Raw genomic sequence first — 17907 nt, 5'->3', positions numbered from 1 at the left:
AAGTTATTTATATGCTATAATTTAAGTAGAGGTACTGTCCTGTTTGCAAAAAGCAAGGGAGGGATAGTTATGAGCGGTGCAAGCAGCATTGGCAGTTTCAACTACCGTTGGAATCTGATGGCATCAGGGATTGCTTCCGTCGATGCCGTAGCCAAATCATCGGATTCATTCCAGCATGGTTCCAACTCACATGATGCCTCTGCTAATCGTAATACTGTGGAGAGTGCTACGATTACCAAGAGAATGTCTGACGGAGCTATGATTATTTTCCGGTATGATAAACGTGCACATGTTTCTGCCTATGGTGCAGGAAAAGATACCGGCAGCAATGTTAATTTAACTGCTTAATTCCACTATTTTCAAGGATGGATATTACAAACAGACGTACCTCCGTGAATTACAGCAAGCGTAAGAAAACCGGCTGACAGCCGGTTTTTTGATTTCAACGATAAAGCAAGGAGAACTTCATGAACCTCAACATCCCCCAATTATATTACAGCAAACTGATGCGGGCCATTGTCGAATTCGACATGATTGCCGATGGCGACCATATCCTGTTGGGCATTTCCGGCGGCAAGGACAGCATCTTCCTAGCCTATGCCATGGCCATCCTCAAAAAACGCCTGCACAAGGATTTCAAGCTGTCGGCCTTGACCATCAATCCTCAGTTCAAGGACGAAAATGGCCGCCCTGCCCTGTTTGATATCGAGCGGGCGCGGGAATTTATGGCCGAGCTTGCCATCCCTTACGATATCATCGATGTGGATATTGCCGGCACCATTGAAACCTGCCCGGACAAGAATCCCTGCTTCACCTGCGCCTTCTTCCGCCGCGGCGCCATGAACCGTTATGCGCTGGAACATGGTGTAAATAAGATTGCCTATGCCCATCATAACGATGATGCCGTGGAAACTTTCCTGATGAGCCTGCTCTATTCCGGCCAGCTCCATACCTTCACCCCGGTCACCTACCTGGACCGCACGAAACTGACCGTCATCCGCCCGCTGGTCTATTTCCGGGAGTCGGAGATGATCGATGCCATCAAGATCCATGGCTTTGATCCGGTCAAAAGTCCCTGCCCCCATGATGGCAATACCTGCCGTCAGGAGGTCAAGGAACTGATTGCCAAACTCGGGCAGACCATTCCCGATGTCTATGATCATCTGGGTGCTGCCATGCGAAAAGGCGCACTCGGGGAGCTTTGGCCAGCAGCCAAAACCCGCGCCGAAATGCGCCAGACGTATTTTGCGTATAAGAATAAGTAAGCTATCCGCCTTCCCCTCAAGGGGAAGGCTTTTTTATTTCATGGCTTTATTGATACCGTCGAGCAGTTCCTTCAGTTCCTTGCTTTCGGTCAGTTTATAGGCAATGTCAAGGAAGTAGTTGGCATGTTCGTATTTCTTGTTGGCCAGCATGGATTTGCCGTACTGCATGGCAGTCTCGATAATCTTGGCATCGGGACCTACAGGGAAGCCGTATTTCTCGCCATAGGAGCGCAGGGCACCAATGGACGGCCTTTGGGCCTGGCCTTCGGTTTCCTCATGGATGTACTTGAGTTCCAACTCGGCCTGATAGCGGCCTTCGGCATCGGCAAAGCTCATGCTCAGCAGATAACAGCCCACTGCCTCGTCCCACATCTGCTTCTCGACGAAGTAATAGCCCAAGTTGCGATAGCAATGGGCGATTTCCTTGCGCTTATAGGCTATGGGGAATACCGCTGTGGTCAGTTCCTTGAACTTTTCCCAGTCCTTCTTTTGCTTGAAGACCTCTGCATATTCAAAGGCAATCGCGGCACTCATGGGATTCCAGTCCATGGCGATGGCCAGCGCCTCCTCGGCCTCGTCTAATTTGCCCTGCTCGAGCAGGATGGAGCCATACATGGCATAAAGGCGATTCAGCGGTTCTTCAATATCGGCCACAGGCTGGATTTCCGGATGCTGGCTCTGGAACATGACCATTTCCATCAGCGTATTGAAATCATAATAATCTGCGTGACCATCATTATAGAGGTTGAGCTGTTCAACCTTATCAATCTCTGCTTTTAAAGCTGCCTCTGCTTCGGCAGCTTTTTTATTTTGTGCCAGCTCCACGGCTTGGGTTAATACATCATTTATTTCTTTCGTAAGAATACCTTTTTGCATTTAAATCCTATTCCTTCAAAAAACGATAAAAAAGCCTCCCCCTCCAGGGGAAGGCTTGATTTATTTACAGCAATACTTTATGGCTGAGGTTTACGCGGCCCTTGTCATCGATCTCTACGACCTTGACTTCGAGCTGGTCACCAACCTGTACCACATCTTCCACGTTTTCCACGCGGCGTTTAGCCAGCTGGGAGATATGGCAGAGGCCTTCCTTGCCCGGCAGGAGTTCTACGAAAGCGCCGAACTTCATCAGGCGGGTTACGGTACCCGTGTAAACTTCGCCGACCTCGACTTCCTTGACGATGTCTTCAATCATCTTGCGGGCCTTCTGCATGCCCTCGGCATCATTCGAGAAGATGAAGATATTGCCGTCTTCATGGATGTCGATCTGTACGCCGGTCGCATCGATGATGCCTTTGACCACCTTGCCGCCGGTGCCGATAACGTCACGGATCTTGTCCACCTTGATCTGCATGGTTTCCACACGCGGAGCATACGGAGACAGGTCATCGTTGGGCTTAGCGATGCATTCGAGCATCTTGCCCAGGATGAACGCACGGCCGCGCTTAGCCTGCTGCAGAGCAGAGGACAGGATGTTGCGGTCGATACCGGCCACCTTGATATCCATCTGGATAGCGGTGACACCATTTTCCGTACCGGCCACCTTGAAGTCCATATCGCCCAGCGCATCTTCCATGCCCTGGATATCGGTCAGGATCGTATAGGCATCCCCTTCTTTGACCAGCCCCATAGCCACGCCGGAAACCGGGCGTTTGATGGGCACGCCGGCCTGCATTAGGGACAGGGTGCTGCCGCAGACAGAACCCATGGAGCTGGAACCGTTGGATTCCAGGACTTCCGAAACGAGGCGGATGGTGTACGGGAATTCCTCGATGGACGGGATAACCGGCACCAGCGCACGCTCAGCCAGCGCACCATGACCGATTTCGCGGCGGCCTGGGCTGCGGATGGGCTTTGCTTCACCGACGGAGTAGCCAGGGAAGTTATAGTGATGGATATAGTGTTTCGTGGTTTCGGGGCCAAGGCCATCGATGATCTGTTCGTCGCTCATCGGCCCTAAGGTGGTCACCGTCATGATCTGCGTCTGGCCGCGCGTGAACAGGCCGGAACCATGTGCACGGGGCAGCAGACCTACTTCGCAGCTGACCGGGCGCACTTCTTCGAGGCCACGGCCATCCGGACGGATCTTTTCATGGGTGATCATATGGCGCACGATCTCTTTTTCCAGATCATGCAGGGCCATGGCGATTTCCTTGTCCATTTCCGGATATTCCACGAGGAAATGTTCCATGGTATCGGCATTGACTTCCGCAATATGGGCATCGCGATCGAGCTTGTCCGGATTGCGGGTTGCTTCGTCAAGTCTGTCCTTGGCGTATTCACGAATGGCAGCTTCGAGTTCTTCAGGCACAGTGAAGAGCTTGGTGATACGCTTTTCCTTGCCGCAGGCCTGCTGGATCTCTTCCTGGAACGCCACGATGCGCTTGATTTCCTGATGACCATAGAGGATGGCATCGAGGATCACATCTTCCGGCAGCTCGTTAGCACCAGCTTCCACCATCATCACGGCATCCTTGGAGCCGGCAACGGTGAGGTTCAGCGTGGAAACCTTGCGCTGTTCTTCCGTGGGGTTGATGACGAATTCATCATTCACGCGGCCGACACGCACACCAGCAATCGGACCCATGAAGGGAATGTCGGAGATGCAGAGGGCGGCAGAAGCACCAATCATGGCAGCCAGTTCCGGTGCATTGTCCTGCTCAACGGACATGACCGTAGCCACGATCTGCACATCGTTGCGGTAACCTTTCGGGAACAGCGGGCGGATCGGACGGTCAATCAGGCGGGCGCAAAGGATGGCGTCACTCGATGGACGGCCCTCACGCTTGATAAAGCCGCCGGGAATCTTGCCGGCAGCATACATCTTTTCTTCATAATCCACGGTCAGCGGGAAGAAATCCACGCCTTCGCGGGGTTCAGCAGATGCGGTTGCCGTAACGAGCACCACCGTATCACCATAACGAACAAAGGCAGCGCCGTTGGCCTGTTTTGCCAGTTTGCCGGTTTCAATCGTCAGCTTGCGGCCGCCCAGTTCCATTTCAAAACTTTGCATAATTCTCCTCCTACGTCAAACTCATACTTTGATATAGTTCGACATCTATTGATTTAATCCTGTCATAAAGGAAATATACAAGAAAAAAGCGGGAAAATCTCCCGCTTTCTTTGCTTAAGGTAATCTCGCTATTAGCCGATCGTAGCGCGGATGCCGAGCTTAGCGATGATGGAACGATAACGCTCGATGTCCTTCTTGTAGAGGTAGCTGAGGAGACGGCGGCGATGACCAACCATCTTCAGCAGGCCACGACGGGAATGATGGTCCTTCTTGTGCTCCTTCAGATGATCCGTGAGGTACTGAATGCGAGCGGTCAGTACAGCGATCTGTACTTCCGGAGAACCCGTGTCACCTTCGTGAACGGCATACTTCTGCATGATTTCCTGTTTTGCTTCCTGAGTCAACATGTGAAAACTCCTCCTATAAATCTAAAATATGTCCTACAGCTAAGATGGCGTCGGAGTTCTTCGCCGTCCGGGCTGTGGATTGGTGTCAAACACCTTTGTTAGTATAGCATAGGCCAATAGCCTTGTAAAGAAAATTATCAGGCCTTCGGCCAATATTTCATGAACACCCGGTCATCCTGCCGAATCTCCCCGGAAAGATGCTTGTAGGTCACCGTCTGCGTCATGCCCTGCACGATGCGATAACCCAACTTCTTATGTGCTTTCAGGGAAGCGGTATTCGTGGCTTTCGTCCGGCTCAGGATCCCCTTTACCGGGATTTTCCGGCGCACCTCCTGCTCCATGCTCGAAAAGACCTGCCGATGGCGATAGGCCTTCCCCACGCCCCCCTCTTCCAAGAACCAATAATCCTCCGGATCAAGGCCATTATCCTTGGCAATCTGGGCTATTTCCTCATCATTCTTCAGCGGTATGGCGGCCAGGAAGCCTGCACAGCGCTGAAGCTCGCTATCCATACAGAGGACGATCAGTCCCTTGTCTGCACAACTGCGAAAGAGACCGGCCACTTCATCAGCAGTGAAATATTCCTCGTAAGGAGGCTGAGCAAAACATTCCAGATAAATCTCATATAATTCGATCTTCGAAAATAACTCTGCCATTCGCTGGCCGGAATCAATGGTCAATAGCTCCAGATTATTCATATCACTTCAACTCCACTACCGTGGCACCTGTGCCACCTTCGTTAATATCCGCAAATTGGAAACTAAGTACATTGCGATGTCCCTTCAAATATGCATGGACACCTTTACGCAGGGCCCCAGTGCCTTTACCGTGGATGATCAATACCTGAGAAAGACCTGCAATCACGGCATCGTCGATAAACTTGCCCAGCGTCATTTCCGCTTCGTCCACCATCATGCCGCGGATGTCGATATCACGGCCGATGTTCTGGGTTTTCTGCAGGAAGCTGGATGACTGTGAGTTCTTGCGGCTGTTATTGCTGGCGGCCGGCTTTTCTTCCACCTTATGGGCAATGAACGTGCAGGCATTGGCCTTGAGTTTCGTGCGCAGAGCGCCAACCTGTACCGTCAGGTCCTTGCCCTGGATTTCGAGCACTGTGCCCTTCTGGTCCAGTTTCTTGACATAGACCGTATCGCCCACGCGGATCTTCTTGAGGTCAATGCGCTGGCCTACCCCCTTCTGCGCCATGATGCCAGGGCTGGCCTTGGCCGAGGCTTCATTGATTTTCGCCCGGGCATTCTGGATGGCCTGCTGACGGGCCTTGATACCCTGGTCGTCAAACTGCTCTTTGAGCTGATTGATGACCTCTTCGGACTCCCGCCGCGTCTGACGGATAAGGGCCGCGCTCTTGTCCTTGGCCTTGCGGATGATATCGCCCTTCTTCTGGCTGAGCTCTTCCTTGGCCTTCAGGAGTTTTTCCTCGAGTTTCTTGACGCGGGCCTGACGCTCGGCGATATCGGCATTGCGTTGCTCGTACATCATCTTTTCATTTTCGAGTTCATTGATAACATGTTCAAACTGAGCATGGTCCGCCTTGACGAGTTGCTGGGCACGCAGGATCAAAGAGTCAGCCAAACCTAAGCGCTTGCTGATGGCAAAAGCATTGCTGGCGCCCGGAATACCGATCAGCAGGCGGTAAGTCGGCCGCAGGGTTTCGATATCAAATTCTACGCAGGCATTCTCAATTCCCTCCCGCGTATAGGCAAAGGTCTTCAGCTCCGAATAATGCGTGGTCGCTACCGTCGTAGCCTGCACTTCGAGCAGCTTCTCAAGAATGGACATGGCCAAAGCCGCGCCCTCTTCCGGATCGGTGCCAGCCCCCAGTTCGTCGAGCAGCAGCAAGTCATCGCTCTCGACCTTGTCGAGGATGCTGACGATATGCGTCATATGCGCCGAGAAGGTCGAGAGACTCTGCTCAATGCTCTGCTCATCGCCGATATCAGCGTAGATATTGGCATAAAGAGCGATTTCCGAGCCCTGGTCTACGGGCAGATAAAGGCCCGCCTGGGCCATCAGGACCATAAGCCCCAACGTCTTCATGGTGACAGTCTTACCACCGGTGTTCGGGCCGGTGATCAAGAGCATCCTGTAATCCTCGCCAATGCTGATATTGGTTGGCACTACTTTATCCCTGGCAATCAGCGGATGGCGGGCATTACTCAGCACGGTGCGTCCCTCATCATTCAAAAGCGGTCTTACCGCCTTCATGGCATTTGCGAGTCTTGCCTTGGCAAAGGTGAAGTCGATATCGCCTAAGATCTCGCAGTTAGCCGCCAAGGTTTCTTTTTCCCGCTGGATCTCCCCAGACAGCTGCCTCAAGATTCGCTGGATTTCCTGTTGTTCCGCCAAGGTCAGCTGCTTGACATCATTATTGAGTTCTACGACGGCCATCGGCTCGATAAAGAGCGTGGAACCACTGGCCGACTGGTCATGGATAAGACCGGGAAAATGCGCGCGGTACTCAGCCTTGATGGGGATAACATAACGCTCATCACGAACCGTGACAATGGCATCCTGGAACATCTTCTGATACGCGCCATCGTGCAGGATGTTGTTGATCTTGTCCTTGATACGGGTTTGGGAGGATTTTAACTCCCGGCGGATACGCCGCAGTTCCACGCTGGCATCTTCCCGCATATTGCCATGTTCATCAATGACATTGTTAAGATTGCGCTCCAGCTGCCCTAGGATTTCCAAAGAACGCGCCCATTCCTGCAGGATGGGTGACTCTATTTCCAAATCCCGGAAGAAATACTTGATGGTGCGCATGGCATACATGGTACTCATGATGTTCTGCAGTTCTTCCAGTTCCAAAATAGCACCCTTGCCCGCCTTCTTCAAGAGCAGACGGATATCCCGGATACCGCCTAAAGGCGGTGCCGACAGAGAAAGCACCTTGACAGCTTCCGTTGTCTGCTCCTGCCATTCCATCACCTCGGCAAAATCCGAGCTGGGCAGCAACTCCTGGGCCTTTTCCTTGCCCAATGCCGAACCAGCATATTCTGCCAGTTTGGCGGTTATCTTACTGTATTCTAAAACCTTAAATGAATCTTGTTCCATTAAATTTAAAGCTCCTCTAAAAACTGGCCCGCAATGATTACTGACCAGTCAATTGTTTTTTTCGTAATTCCTTCAGCGCCTGCGCCAGATTTTCCCGGATATCGCCAGCCAGCAGGGATTCGCCCTTCTCTCCATAGGCAATATCCCCCGCCCGGCCATGGAGGTAAACACCAGCCAATGGCGCCAGGCCGCTCTCCGTCTGCTTCATCAGACCTGCAATCGTGCCGGCCAGCACATCTCCGCTGCCAGCCGTTGCCATCCCAGGATTCCCCTGCGTGGATAAGAAGATCATCCCGTCAGGGTAAGCCACCAGCGTGCATTCGCTCTTGACCACCAGGATGCACTGATATTCTGCCGCCGCCTCGCGGACAATCGGCAGCAGCGATTCACGCAATTCCGGCACGGATACACCTAAAAGAGCGGCCATTTCGCCCAAATGCGGCGTCAAAACCGGTACCTGTGGCAATTTGCTCAAATCATCCGGCTGGCTATTGAAGGCAAACAGGGCATCTGCATCCATGATCAGCGGCTTGTTGACGCGCTGCACAAACATGCGGATCAATTCCTGTGTTTCCATACTGCGTCCCATTCCCGGACCGATGAGTACGGCATCATGGCTCTGTGCCAGTTCCAACAAGCGTTTCAAGGCCTCTTCGCCGCCCATTGCCCCCTTGGTCTTTTCGTCCACAGGCTGTACCATGACTTCCTGCAGTTGACCGGCCAACACCGGCTGCAGGGATTCCGGCACAGCCAGTGTAACGATTCCTGCTCCGGCCCGCAAAGCTGCCGTTGCCGCCAATGCCGCCGCCCCAGTCATGCCCAGTGAACCTGCCACCACGAGGATTCGGCCACAGTCACCCTTATGTACCGCTTTCCCGCGCAACGGCAGCAAGGTAACCGCCAGCTTATCATCCAGCAAGGACTGCTGGATCAGCTTGCTCTGTAACAGATTCTGGGGGATGCCGATATCATCAACAATCAGCTGACCGGTCATATCAGCACCGGGACTCAGCAGGTGGCCCACTTTAGGCAGGCCCAAAGTCAGCGTCATATCCGCCATGATCGCTACCGTAGAGACCTTGCCTGTATCGGCCTCTACACCGCTGGGAATATCAATGGCCAGCACCTTTTTCCCCGCCTCATTGACCTCCTCGATCAGCCGCAGGACTTTTTTCTTCAATTCACCATTAAAGCCCGTGCCCAGGATGCCATCCACAATGCCATCCGCAAATTTCAATGCCACATGCAGCCGGTTCCAATCCCGGTCTTCTTCCAGGCCATGGACCTCAATCCCCATCTTGTCGCTGGCTTTTTTCATGCGGGATGAAGCCGTCTTCAGATGAGCAGGTTCACAGGTCAGGAAGATCTTGATCTTTGCCCCCATATTCGTCAGATAACGGGCCGCCACAAAAGCGTCGCCGCCATTGTTGCCGCTGCCTGCCAACACGCAGATTGTCTTGCCTGCCACTTCGCCCAGTAAATGTTCCATGGCCTGCGCCACACGATGACCTGCGCTTTCCATCAGCAGGAGTTCCGGCAAGCCATATTCCTCGGCAGCCAGTCGATCGATATTACGCATTTCTTCACTTACTGCTATCTTCATCCTTATGCCTCCATCACACATTGTGCCGCCCCATACTCCTTGGTATGCGTAAGCGACAGCCAAATATTCTTTACACCCTTCGTTCGGGCCAAATCTGCAAAGTATCCCGTCAACCGTGCCTGGGGACAGCCCAATTCATCCGGCAGGATCTCCATATCCGTGAGTTTCCCGCCGCGAAGTCCTGTCCCGAAAGCTTTCATGATTGCCTCCTTGGCCGCAAAGCGCGCAGCAAAACTCTGTGCAGCCTGCTTGCCATGACTGCGGCAATAATCCACTTCCGCCGGAGTGAACACCCTTGTAACGAAATGTTCATTGGCAATCGCTTTTTCCACCCGGTTTACCTCTACTATATCCATACCAATTCCAGTAATCAAAATATCCCCCTATAATTTTACCATTTATTTGTCTTTTAAGCAAAGAACAAGCCGGCTTTCCAGCCGGCTTTATCCTGCCTTGTTTACATTGATGTTGTTGCCATTTTGCTGCTGGCCGCTCCATCCGTGGACGGAGTAGCCGGACCGCTATTGTTAGCCGGCATGCCATCAGCCCCCGTATCGGACTGGGCAGTTTTGCCGCCTACCGGCTCATTGGGATTAAATCGATAATTCCGCGCGATGAAGATCTCCACACGACGGTTCTGCTGCCTGCCGGCGTCAGTCTTATTATCGGCAATCGGGCGGTATTCGCTATAACCGATTGCACTGAACCTAGCAGGATTCAAAGACTTCTCCGCAGCCAGTACAGCTTTCATCAGATTCATGGCACGGGACGAACTGAGCTCCCAGTTGGACGGATACTGTGCCGTATTGATGGGAACATTATCCGTATGACCGGAAATGACCACCCGTTCGGGCAGTGAGGCCAACATGCCAGCCACCACAGGGATAATGGACTGTGCCTGTCCGACCAGCTGAGCCGAACCTGACGGGAACAGCGCCCGTTCCTTGATGCGAATCATCAACCCTTCCTCGGCCATCTGCGTGCTGAGCTGGTCTTCCAGATGGTTTTCCTCGATATATTCCTGCATCTTCTTCTGGATTTCCTCCAGCTGCCGGTTCTCAGCAAAGTAAGCAGAATTACCCAGATCTTCATCCGAAGGGGTCTCTGCCCGGCGTCCGACATTCGGACCAGCCTTGTCAAAGAAGGACGGACCGCCCATATTGAAGGCTGCCGTGAAAGCCTGTGCCAGTTCTGCCATCTTCTTCTGGTCCGTCTGGGAAATAGCAAAGAGTGCAATGAACAGTGCCAGCAGAAGCGTCATCAAGTCAGAATACGGCAGGAGCCAAGGCTCGCCTTCATGTTCTTCATGAGGCGGATGCGGTTTCTTTCTAGCCATCAAATCACTCCTTCTTCAACCCTTCACGTTCGGACTGAGGAATGAATACCATCAGTTTTGCCTCAATGGCCGTAGGTGAATCACCGGCCTGCAGGGAAAGGATTCCCTCAATGATCATGCGCTTCTCACTGACCTCTGCCTTGGACAGGAGCTTCAGCTTGTTGGCCATCGGCAGATATACAACGTATGCGGTGAAAATACCGAGGATCGTAGCAACGAATGCAGCCGCGATGGCATGACCTAATTTGTTGATATCGTTCAGGTTACCAAGTGCTGCGATAAGACCGATAACGGCACCCAACACACCAAGGGTAGGAGCGTAAAGGCCAGCCTGCTCGAGCATGGCACGCCCTTCGGCATGACGTTCCTGCATGACCGCCAATTCTGCATCCAGTACATCGCCAACGAATTCCGGATCCATACCATCGATTACCATGCCTAAGCCGGTACGGAAAAATGGATCTTCAATCTCCTGTACCTTTCCCTCCAATGCCAGGATACCTTCGCGGCGGGCAATCTGGGAAAGCTCGATAAAAAGCCCCAACAGTTCTGCCTTTTCATGAAGTGCCGGCTTGAAAAAAACCATCTTGACCAGCTTGGGCAGATTTTTCATCTGGTTCATATTAAAAGCCGTGAACAAACAGGAGAAGGTACCGCAGATAATGATCAGGAATGCAGCCGGGTTATTCAGCGAGCTGAGAGGTGCACCTTTGATGATCATACCCACGAATACTGAGATAAGACCACCGACTGCGCCTATGACTGTTGAAATTTCCAAGATAAAAGCCCCCCTAACCTTCCTTTGCTATTGAAGGAACATCATCTAAGTCGAAATACACATGTATCTAATTTGTATAATTCCATACACAGCACGAAAATCCTACTATAGCGTCAGAAAAATTTTTCTATTTTTTATAATAAATTTTTATTATTATATCATACATTCATCAAAAATATGGTATAATAGATGTGAATAAAACTAGTTTATAGAGAAAGAAGCGATACGATGGAACTTAGACAACTTGAATATTTCCAGATGGCCAGCCGTCTGCGAAATATCACCCGGGCCGCAGAACGCCTGCGCGTGTCCCAGCCCAACATCACCGTAGCGATTAAGAAACTAGAGGCCGAACTGGGCATCCAGCTCTTTGACCGCAGTCAGAAGCAGCTGTCCCTGACGCCGGAAGGTGCCGTCTTTCTCAATCGCGTAGAACTGGCGCTCCGCAATATCCAGGACGCCGTGCTGGAAGTCAACGATTACAAACAACTGCAAAAGGGCACCATCAAGATTGGTATCCCACCGATGATGGGTGCCTACCTCTTCCCCAAGATCTTCTCCAGTTTCCAACGCCGTTATTCCCACTTGGAAATCTTCATGCATGAGGAAGGTTCCATGTCCATCCGTGAACAGCTGGAACGGGATGAATTGGATTTCGGCATCATCATCATCTCCGGTGCTTCCAATCACCTGCAGCTGCTGCCCATGACTACGGATCAGATTGTCTGCTGCGTGCCGGAAGACAGTCCGCTGGCGGAAAAGAAGAGCATTTCCCTGCAGGATATCGCTGAAGAGAATATCATCATGCTCAAGGAAGGTTCTTTCCTGCGTCAGACCATCCTTTCCAAGATGAAAGAGGAAAATGTCACGCCCAATATCGTATTGGAGTCCAATCAGGTAGTCACGCTGAAAGGCCTCGTCGCCAGTGGCGTAGGCATCGCTTTCCTGCTTAACATGGTAGTCGAAGATACGCCTGGTGTCAAGGCTATCCCTCTCTCCGATCCCCTCTTCGTGGATGTTGGCCTGGCCTGGAAGAAAGACCGCTATATCTCCAAAGCCGCCCAATCCTTTATCGATTTCTGCAAAGACCTGCTGAAGGAACGAAAAGCTAACAACGAGCAATAAATCGCAAACTAAAAATCGACGGTTCAAATGAACCGCCGATTTTTGTTTGGAAAAATTTCCCTTACATTACGATATGTGCCATGACAAAGCCCATGCAGCAACCAGTTGCTACACCGATAAGGCCCGGAATCATAAAGCTGTGATTCAGGATGTACTTACCGATACGAGTCGTACCCGAACGGTCGAAACCAATGCAGGCCAGGTCGGAGGGATAAGTCGGCAGGAAGAAGTAACCATAGCAAGCGGAGATAAAGGACATGATCATCACCGGATCCATGCCTACAGACAGAGCCAGCGGCACTACGATGGCAATAGCAGCTGCCTGCGAGTTAACCAGCTTGGAAGTCAGAAACGCGATGATGGCATATGCCCAGGGATATGTCGTCACTGCTGCGCCCAGGCTTTCCTTGAGGAAAGTCATATGTGCGCCGAAGTAAGTGCTGGCCATCCAAGCAACGCCGTATACGGATACGAGCGCTACGATACCGGAGCGGAATACCTGGCTGTTGCCCACGTCCTTAGCCTTGATCTTGCAGCTCAGCAGGATCATAGCAGCCACAAAGAGCATAACCATCTGGATGACAATCGTCATGGAGATCGGCTTCATCACGCCCTTGGCATTCTTGAAATGCGGCAGCAGATCCGGGAAGTTGCCCAGAACGGCAATCACGATGATGCCGGCAAAGAAGATGTACATGGCCCGATAATAAGTTGCGGGCAGTTCCTTGTCCATCAGGGATTCCGTATCGCCGTATACATAGTCACGGTTTTCCGGATCCTTGATGAATTCCTGGAAGCGTTCATCATCAGCCAGTTCCTTGCCGCGGCGGTAAGACCACAGCGCAGCACAGAACACACCAAAACCGGTCGCAGGGATAGATACTGCCAAGATCTGCAGAACAGAATAATGGAAATCTGCCGTAGCAAAGAAGCTGACGATGGATACAACAGCTACCGATACAGGGGAAGCACAGATAGCCATCTGAGATGCCACCGAAGCTACAGCCATCGGACGTTCCGGACGGATATTCTGCTTGATAGCGATATCATAGATAATCGGGAACATGGTGTAAACCACATGACCCGTACCGCAGAGCACCGTCAGGAACCAGGTAGTGAGCGGAGCAAAGATTGTAACATGTTTCGGATTGCTGCGCAGGAAAATCTCTGCATATTTCAGCATAACCGTAAGGCCGCCGGAGGTCTGCAGGAAACCAGCGCAGGTAACTACCGCCAAGATCGTAAGCATAACATCGATAGGCGGATTCCCCGGTTTATAACCGAAGACAAAAGTGAAGATAATGAGACCAATACCACTGATAACAGCGAGACCAATGCCGCCATGACGGACGCCAACGATCAAGCAGGCCAGCAGTACTATGAGACCAACTAACATTTCCATAATTGTAATCTCCCTTTCCTTATAAAATTTTTGTTAGCAGATATCTCCCCTTGTTGTTCCTATTCGTCAAAGCCATTCAATTTCCTGCAACCATAAAAAAAATTTCATAACTTTTCTAAATAGTTTCAATAAACCCTAATTCTGCTAAGTCCTTGCTAATTATACTACAATGACTATATATAAGTAAATACTATTTATTATAAAATTATTTAATGATTATTTATATTTATCTTATATTAAATCATACTAATATTAAATAAAAAAACAGGCCTTGACATTTTCAAGATGTCAAAGCCTGTTTGCCTATTTAATGATTAGTCACGCTGGCAGAGTTCGAGCAGGACGCCATGGGAAGCTTTCGGATGAACGAAAGCGATCTTAGCGCCGCCAGCACCTTTGCGGGGCTTTTCATCAATCAGGCGCACGCCTTTTTCCTTAAGGTCAGCCAAAGCTGCTTCGAGGTCATCCACGCGCAGGGCGATATGCTGGATGCCGCCGCGGCCGCCGTTCTTTTCGATGAACTTGGCAATCGGGGAATCATCAGCCGTAGCTGCCAGAAGTTCAATCTCGCTGCCATTCGGCGTCGGGAAGAAGCCCGTGGTCACTTTCTGCTCTTCAACGGTTTCCTCACCGTTGTTCGGCAGGCCGAGCATATCGCCCCAGAAGGAGCCGACTTCTTTGAGGTCACCAACAGCGATACCGATATGGTCTACACCTAATACTTTAAACATCTTGCATTCCTCCTAAAACACTTACTTTTTGAGCATCTCATCCAACAAGCCGCCTACGACCGTATAAGGATCGGTCTCGTGCTTGCGGATGCTTTCCACATATCCATCCAGACGGCCGCTATCCACAATCTGCTGTTTCACATACTTGTTGATGCCGCTGCCTAAAATATCCAGCATCTCGTCACGGGTGCGCTTCGTGCGGCGGCGGGTTAGTTCCCCATTGCCTTCGATATACGCCCTGTGCTTTTCCACTGTGCCGATGAGTTCTTCTATGCCTTCATTCTGGCTGGCAATCACTTTGGTGATCGGCGGACGCCAGTCGGTCATGAAGCTGTCCAGATCCAGCATCATATTGATTTCCCGCACCAGTTTGTCCGCCCCGTCAAGGTCGGATTTATTGATGCAGTAGAGATCACCGATTTCGAGGATACCAGCCTTGATGGCCTGGATATCATCCCCCATACCCGGGATGAGTACAACCATCGTAGTATCGGCGGCTTTGACAATGTCCACCTCCGACTGCCCTACCCCGACGGTCTCGACGATGATGATGTCCTTTCCAAAAGCATCCATAGCCTTTACGGCATCAGCAGTCTTATGGGATAAACCGCCCAGACTGCCGCGGGTGCCCATGCTGCGGATAAAGACTCCCTCGTCCAGTGTCAGGTCATTCATGCGGATACGGTCACCTAAGATGGCACCGCCGGTAAAGGGGCTGGTGGGGTCCACCGCCACTATGCCCACAGTCTTGCCCTGGGCGCGATAGGCCCGGGTGATCTTATCCGTCAGGGTACTCTTGCCTGCTCCTGGTGGCCCGGTAATCCCCAGCACATAAGCATGGCCGGTATGCGGATAGATTTCCTTCATGATTTCCGTGGCTTCAGGATATTCGTTTTCAATGGCCGTTATGGCTCTGGAAAGCGCCAGACGGTTACCCTTGAGTAATTCTTTGGCAATATCCATTCTGTCACCACCTCTCGGTAGCAAAATAAAAGTGCCAGGGGAGAAAACCAAGCAGGTGCCTAGCTTCCTCCGCCTAACACTAACTTATCCTTCTCAGAGTTTTACATGTTCCTTGATGAAATTAACCACATCGCTGGTCGGGGTCCCCGGCGTGAATACCTCCGCTACACCAGCTTCCTTGAGTGCCGGGATATCACCATCGGGGATAACGCCGCCACCGATAATCAAAGTATCGGTCATGCCGTTGCCGCGGACCAGATCTACCACTTTCGGGAAGAGATGGCCGTGAGCACCGGACAGGATGCTCATCGCAACCACATTGACGTCTTCCTGCAGGGCAGCTTCGGCAATCTGTTCCGGAGTCTGGCGCAGGCCCGTATAGATAACTTCAAAACCAGCATCACGCAGGGCACGGGCAACTACTTTTGCACCGCGGTCATGGCCATCAAGGCCCGGTTTGGCAACAAGAACTCTGATTTTCTTTTCCATTTTGTATTCCTCCAAGCTAAACGCTAAAATCGCTGAATCACCTGTATTACAGGCTCACATGAGCTTCGTATTCGCCGAAGACTTCACGCATCACATTGCAGATTTCACCGAGCGTTGCGTAGGTCTTGACAGCGGCAAGGATATGCGGCATAAGGTTTTCGTTCTCATCCTGGCAGGCTTTCTTGAGGTCAGCCAGCGCAGCCTTAACGGCCTCGTTGTCGCGTTTTTCCTTCATGGCGTTGACTTTGGCCTTCTGGCGTTCGCCAACAGCTTCGTCAACCTTCAGCAGATCTTTTGGAGGTTCTTCGTTTTCCATCTGGAATTTGTTGACACCAACGATGGTGCGGGCACCGGATTCAACATCCATCTGCCATTTGTAAGCGGAATCCTGGATTTCCTTCTGGATATAGCCTTTTTCGATAGCTGCAACAGCACCGCCCATGTCATCAATCTTCTTGATGTAGTCCCAAGCTTCTGCTTCGATCTTGTCCGTCATGGCTTCTACATAGTAGGAACCAGCCAGCGGATCGATGACATCAGCCAGACCGCTTTCGTAAGCTACGATCTGCTGGGTACGCAGAGCAATCGTAACGGATTCCTGCGTCGGCAGAGCCAGGGCTTCATCGCGGGAGTTGGTGTGCAGGGACTGGGTGCCGCCCATAACAGCAGCGGCCGTCTGCAGAGCAACGCGGACGATGTTGTTGTTGGGCTGCTGAGCCGTCAGCATGGAGCCGGCAGTCTGGGTGTGGAAACGCAGCATCATGGATTTATCCTTTTCTGCATGGAAGCGTTCCTTCATAACCTTAGCCCAGATGCGGCGGGAGGCACGGAATTTCGCCACTTCTTCGAGAACGTTGTTATGAGCATTCCAGAAGAAGGACAGACGGCCGGCGAAATCATCAATCTTCAGGCCAGCTTTGATTGCTGCTTCGCAGTATGCGATACCATCAGCAATCGTGAAAGCGATTTCCTGAGCGGCCGTGGAACCTGCTTCACGGATATGGTAACCGGAGATGGAAATCGTGTTCCATTTCGGTACATTCTGGGAGCAATATTCAAAGATATTCGTAATCAGACGCATGGACGGGCGCGGAGGGAAGATATACGTGCCGCGGGCTGCGTATTCTTTCAGGATATCGTTCTGAATCGTACCACGGAGCTGGTCAGCAGGAACACCCTGCTTTTCAGCCACAGCGATGTACATAGCCAGCAGGACCGAAGCCGGTGCATTGATGGTCATGGACGTGGAAACCTTGCCCAGGTCAATCTGGTCAAACAGCGTTTCCATATCAGCCAGGGAGTCGATGGCCACGCCAACCTTACCAACTTCACCTTCGGAAATCGGATCGGTGGAGTCGTAACCGATCTGCGTCGGCAGGTCAAAGGCGCAGGAAAGGCCCGTAGCGCCGTTTTCAATCAGCATACGATAGCGCTTGTTGGACTCTTCGGCCGTGGAGAAGCCGGCATACATACGCATGGTCCAAAAACGGCCACGGTACATGGTGGGCTGTACACCACGGGTGAAGGGATAAACGCCTGGGAAGCTGATTTCTTCTGCATAATCATCGCCTTTAATGTCCAGCGGCGTATAAAGACGCTGTTCCGGCAGATGTGGACGCTCCGGGAAACGTGCTACAGCTTTTTCAACTTTGGCCTGATATTTTTCAAGCTCAGCCTGGATTTTTTCCTTGCTCATGAGGATGTGCCTCCTATTCAATTC

At 51.7% G+C, this 17907-nt stretch carries 17 protein-coding genes; 3 read left to right on the top strand and 14 right to left on the bottom strand.

The genetic code is table 11. The features are described from left to right. Positions 1-69 precede the first annotated feature (69 nt). Entirely contained in the window at positions 70-348 is a 279-nt protein-coding gene (locus BLQ59_RS02890; protein WP_074571426.1) for a hypothetical protein, read from the top strand. 119 nt (positions 349-467) lie between these two features. Continuing rightward, positions 468-1265: a tRNA 2-thiocytidine biosynthesis TtcA family protein gene (locus BLQ59_RS02885; RefSeq protein WP_074571425.1), complete on the top strand. Its 798-nt coding sequence runs from the start codon at positions 468-470 to the stop codon at positions 1263-1265. Between the two features lie 33 nt (positions 1266-1298). On the opposite strand, the gene BLQ59_RS02880 is transcribed toward BLQ59_RS02885, so the two are convergent. From BLQ59_RS02880 to motA, 9 genes are all read right to left on the bottom strand, one after another. After that, on the bottom strand, positions 1299-2141 hold the full coding sequence (locus tag BLQ59_RS02880) for a tetratricopeptide repeat protein (RefSeq protein ID WP_074571424.1): 843 nt from the start codon (positions 2139-2141) through the stop codon (positions 1299-1301). 64 nt (positions 2142-2205) lie between these two features. Further along, positions 2206-4275 carry a polyribonucleotide nucleotidyltransferase gene (locus tag BLQ59_RS02875; protein ID WP_074571423.1) on the bottom strand — a complete coding sequence of 690 codons (2070 nt, stop codon included), beginning with the start codon at positions 4273-4275 and terminating at the stop codon, positions 2206-2208. Between the two features lie 131 nt (positions 4276-4406). Continuing rightward, entirely contained in the window at positions 4407-4682 is a 276-nt protein-coding gene (rpsO, locus tag BLQ59_RS02870; protein WP_014424698.1) for a 30S ribosomal protein S15, read from the bottom strand. 137 nt (positions 4683-4819) lie between these two features. After that, positions 4820-5380: a GNAT family N-acetyltransferase gene (locus tag BLQ59_RS02865; protein WP_074571422.1), complete on the bottom strand. Its 561-nt coding sequence runs from the start codon at positions 5378-5380 to the stop codon at positions 4820-4822. Between the two features lies 1 nt (position 5381). After that, the gene (locus BLQ59_RS02860) at positions 5382-7760 is read right to left on the bottom strand and encodes an endonuclease MutS2 (RefSeq protein WP_074571421.1); all 2379 of its coding nucleotides are present in this window, start codon (positions 7758-7760) and stop codon (positions 5382-5384) included. Positions 7761-7797: 37 nt separating this feature from the next. After that, positions 7798-9363 (bottom strand): bifunctional ADP-dependent NAD(P)H-hydrate dehydratase/NAD(P)H-hydrate epimerase, encoded by a 1566-nt coding sequence (locus BLQ59_RS02855; RefSeq protein WP_074571420.1) that lies wholly within the window; start codon positions 9361-9363, stop codon positions 7798-7800. Between the two features lie 2 nt (positions 9364-9365). Then, entirely contained in the window at positions 9366-9737 is a 372-nt protein-coding gene (acpS, locus tag BLQ59_RS02850; protein WP_074571419.1) for a holo-ACP synthase, read from the bottom strand. Positions 9738-9820: 83 nt separating this feature from the next. Next, positions 9821-10699: a flagellar motor protein MotB gene (locus tag BLQ59_RS02845; protein ID WP_074571511.1), complete on the bottom strand. Its 879-nt coding sequence runs from the start codon at positions 10697-10699 to the stop codon at positions 9821-9823. Between the two features lie 4 nt (positions 10700-10703). After that, complete coding sequence (motA, locus tag BLQ59_RS02840; protein ID WP_074571418.1) at positions 10704-11477, bottom strand: flagellar motor stator protein MotA; 774 nt, start codon at positions 11475-11477, stop codon at positions 10704-10706. A gap of 228 nt (positions 11478-11705) precedes the next feature. Here motA and BLQ59_RS02835 point away from each other — a divergent pair, with 228 nt between their 5' ends. Further along, entirely contained in the window at positions 11706-12602 is an 897-nt protein-coding gene (locus tag BLQ59_RS02835; protein ID WP_074571417.1) for a LysR family transcriptional regulator, read from the top strand. Between the two features lie 61 nt (positions 12603-12663). Here BLQ59_RS02835 and BLQ59_RS02830 read toward each other — a convergent pair whose 3' ends face one another. The 5 genes from BLQ59_RS02830 to BLQ59_RS02810 all read right to left on the bottom strand — a co-directional run bounded on the left by BLQ59_RS02830 (position 12664) and on the right by BLQ59_RS02810 (position 17883). After that, the gene (locus tag BLQ59_RS02830) at positions 12664-14004 is read right to left on the bottom strand and encodes an anaerobic C4-dicarboxylate transporter (RefSeq protein ID WP_074571416.1); all 1341 of its coding nucleotides are present in this window, start codon (positions 14002-14004) and stop codon (positions 12664-12666) included. Positions 14005-14318: 314 nt separating this feature from the next. Beyond that, positions 14319-14735: a methylmalonyl-CoA epimerase gene (mce, locus tag BLQ59_RS02825; RefSeq protein WP_074571415.1), complete on the bottom strand. Its 417-nt coding sequence runs from the start codon at positions 14733-14735 to the stop codon at positions 14319-14321. Between the two features lie 21 nt (positions 14736-14756). Beyond that, positions 14757-15698 carry a methylmalonyl Co-A mutase-associated GTPase MeaB gene (gene meaB, locus BLQ59_RS02820; protein WP_074571414.1) on the bottom strand — a complete coding sequence of 314 codons (942 nt, stop codon included), beginning with the start codon at positions 15696-15698 and terminating at the stop codon, positions 14757-14759. 93 nt (positions 15699-15791) lie between these two features. Next, entirely contained in the window at positions 15792-16187 is a 396-nt protein-coding gene (locus tag BLQ59_RS02815; RefSeq protein WP_074571413.1) for a cobalamin B12-binding domain-containing protein, read from the bottom strand. Between the two features lie 46 nt (positions 16188-16233). Further along, on the bottom strand, positions 16234-17883 hold the full coding sequence (locus tag BLQ59_RS02810; protein WP_074571412.1) for an acyl-CoA mutase large subunit family protein: 1650 nt from the start codon (positions 17881-17883) through the stop codon (positions 16234-16236). Positions 17884-17907 lie beyond the last annotated feature (24 nt).

This window comes from Pseudoselenomonas ruminantium, assembly GCF_900104055.1.
GTDB lineage: Bacteria > Bacillota > Negativicutes > Selenomonadales > Selenomonadaceae > Selenomonas_A > Selenomonas_A ruminantium_C.
Note: the sequence above shows the minus strand (reverse complement) of the source record. Positions and strands in the feature narration are given on the sequence as shown.

Bases quoted from the DNA above. Each gene is read 5' to 3' on its own strand.
- BLQ59_RS02890 (WP_074571426.1), top strand. From the start codon at position 70: ATGAGCGGTGCAAGCAGCATTGGCAGTTTCAACTACCGTTGGAATCTG.
- BLQ59_RS02885 (WP_074571425.1), top strand. From the start codon at position 468: ATGAACCTCAACATCCCCCAATTATATTACAGCAAACTGATGCGGGCC.
- BLQ59_RS02880 (WP_074571424.1), bottom strand. From the start codon at position 2,141: ATGCAAAAAGGTATTCTTACGAAAGAAATAAATGATGTATTAACCCAA.
- BLQ59_RS02875 (WP_074571423.1), bottom strand. From the start codon at position 4,275: ATGCAAAGTTTTGAAATGGAACTGGGCGGCCGCAAGCTGACGATTGAA.
- rpsO (WP_014424698.1), bottom strand. From the start codon at position 4,682: ATGTTGACTCAGGAAGCAAAACAGGAAATCATGCAGAAGTATGCCGTT.
- BLQ59_RS02865 (WP_074571422.1), bottom strand. From the start codon at position 5,380: ATGAATAATCTGGAGCTATTGACCATTGATTCCGGCCAGCGAATGGCA.
- BLQ59_RS02860 (WP_074571421.1), bottom strand. From the start codon at position 7,760: ATGGAACAAGATTCATTTAAGGTTTTAGAATACAGTAAGATAACCGCC.
- BLQ59_RS02855 (WP_074571420.1), bottom strand. From the start codon at position 9,363: ATGAAGATAGCAGTAAGTGAAGAAATGCGTAATATCGATCGACTGGCT.
- BLQ59_RS02845 (WP_074571511.1), bottom strand. From the start codon at position 10,699: ATGGCTAGAAAGAAACCGCATCCGCCTCATGAAGAACATGAAGGCGAG.
- BLQ59_RS02835 (WP_074571417.1), top strand. From the start codon at position 11,706: ATGGAACTTAGACAACTTGAATATTTCCAGATGGCCAGCCGTCTGCGA.
- BLQ59_RS02830 (WP_074571416.1), bottom strand. From the start codon at position 14,004: ATGGAAATGTTAGTTGGTCTCATAGTACTGCTGGCCTGCTTGATCGTT.
- mce (WP_074571415.1), bottom strand. From the start codon at position 14,735: ATGTTTAAAGTATTAGGTGTAGACCATATCGGTATCGCTGTTGGTGAC.
- meaB (WP_074571414.1), bottom strand. From the start codon at position 15,698: ATGGATATTGCCAAAGAATTACTCAAGGGTAACCGTCTGGCGCTTTCC.
- BLQ59_RS02815 (WP_074571413.1), bottom strand. From the start codon at position 16,187: ATGGAAAAGAAAATCAGAGTTCTTGTTGCCAAACCGGGCCTTGATGGC.
- BLQ59_RS02810 (WP_074571412.1), bottom strand. From the start codon at position 17,883: ATGAGCAAGGAAAAAATCCAGGCTGAGCTTGAAAAATATCAGGCCAAA.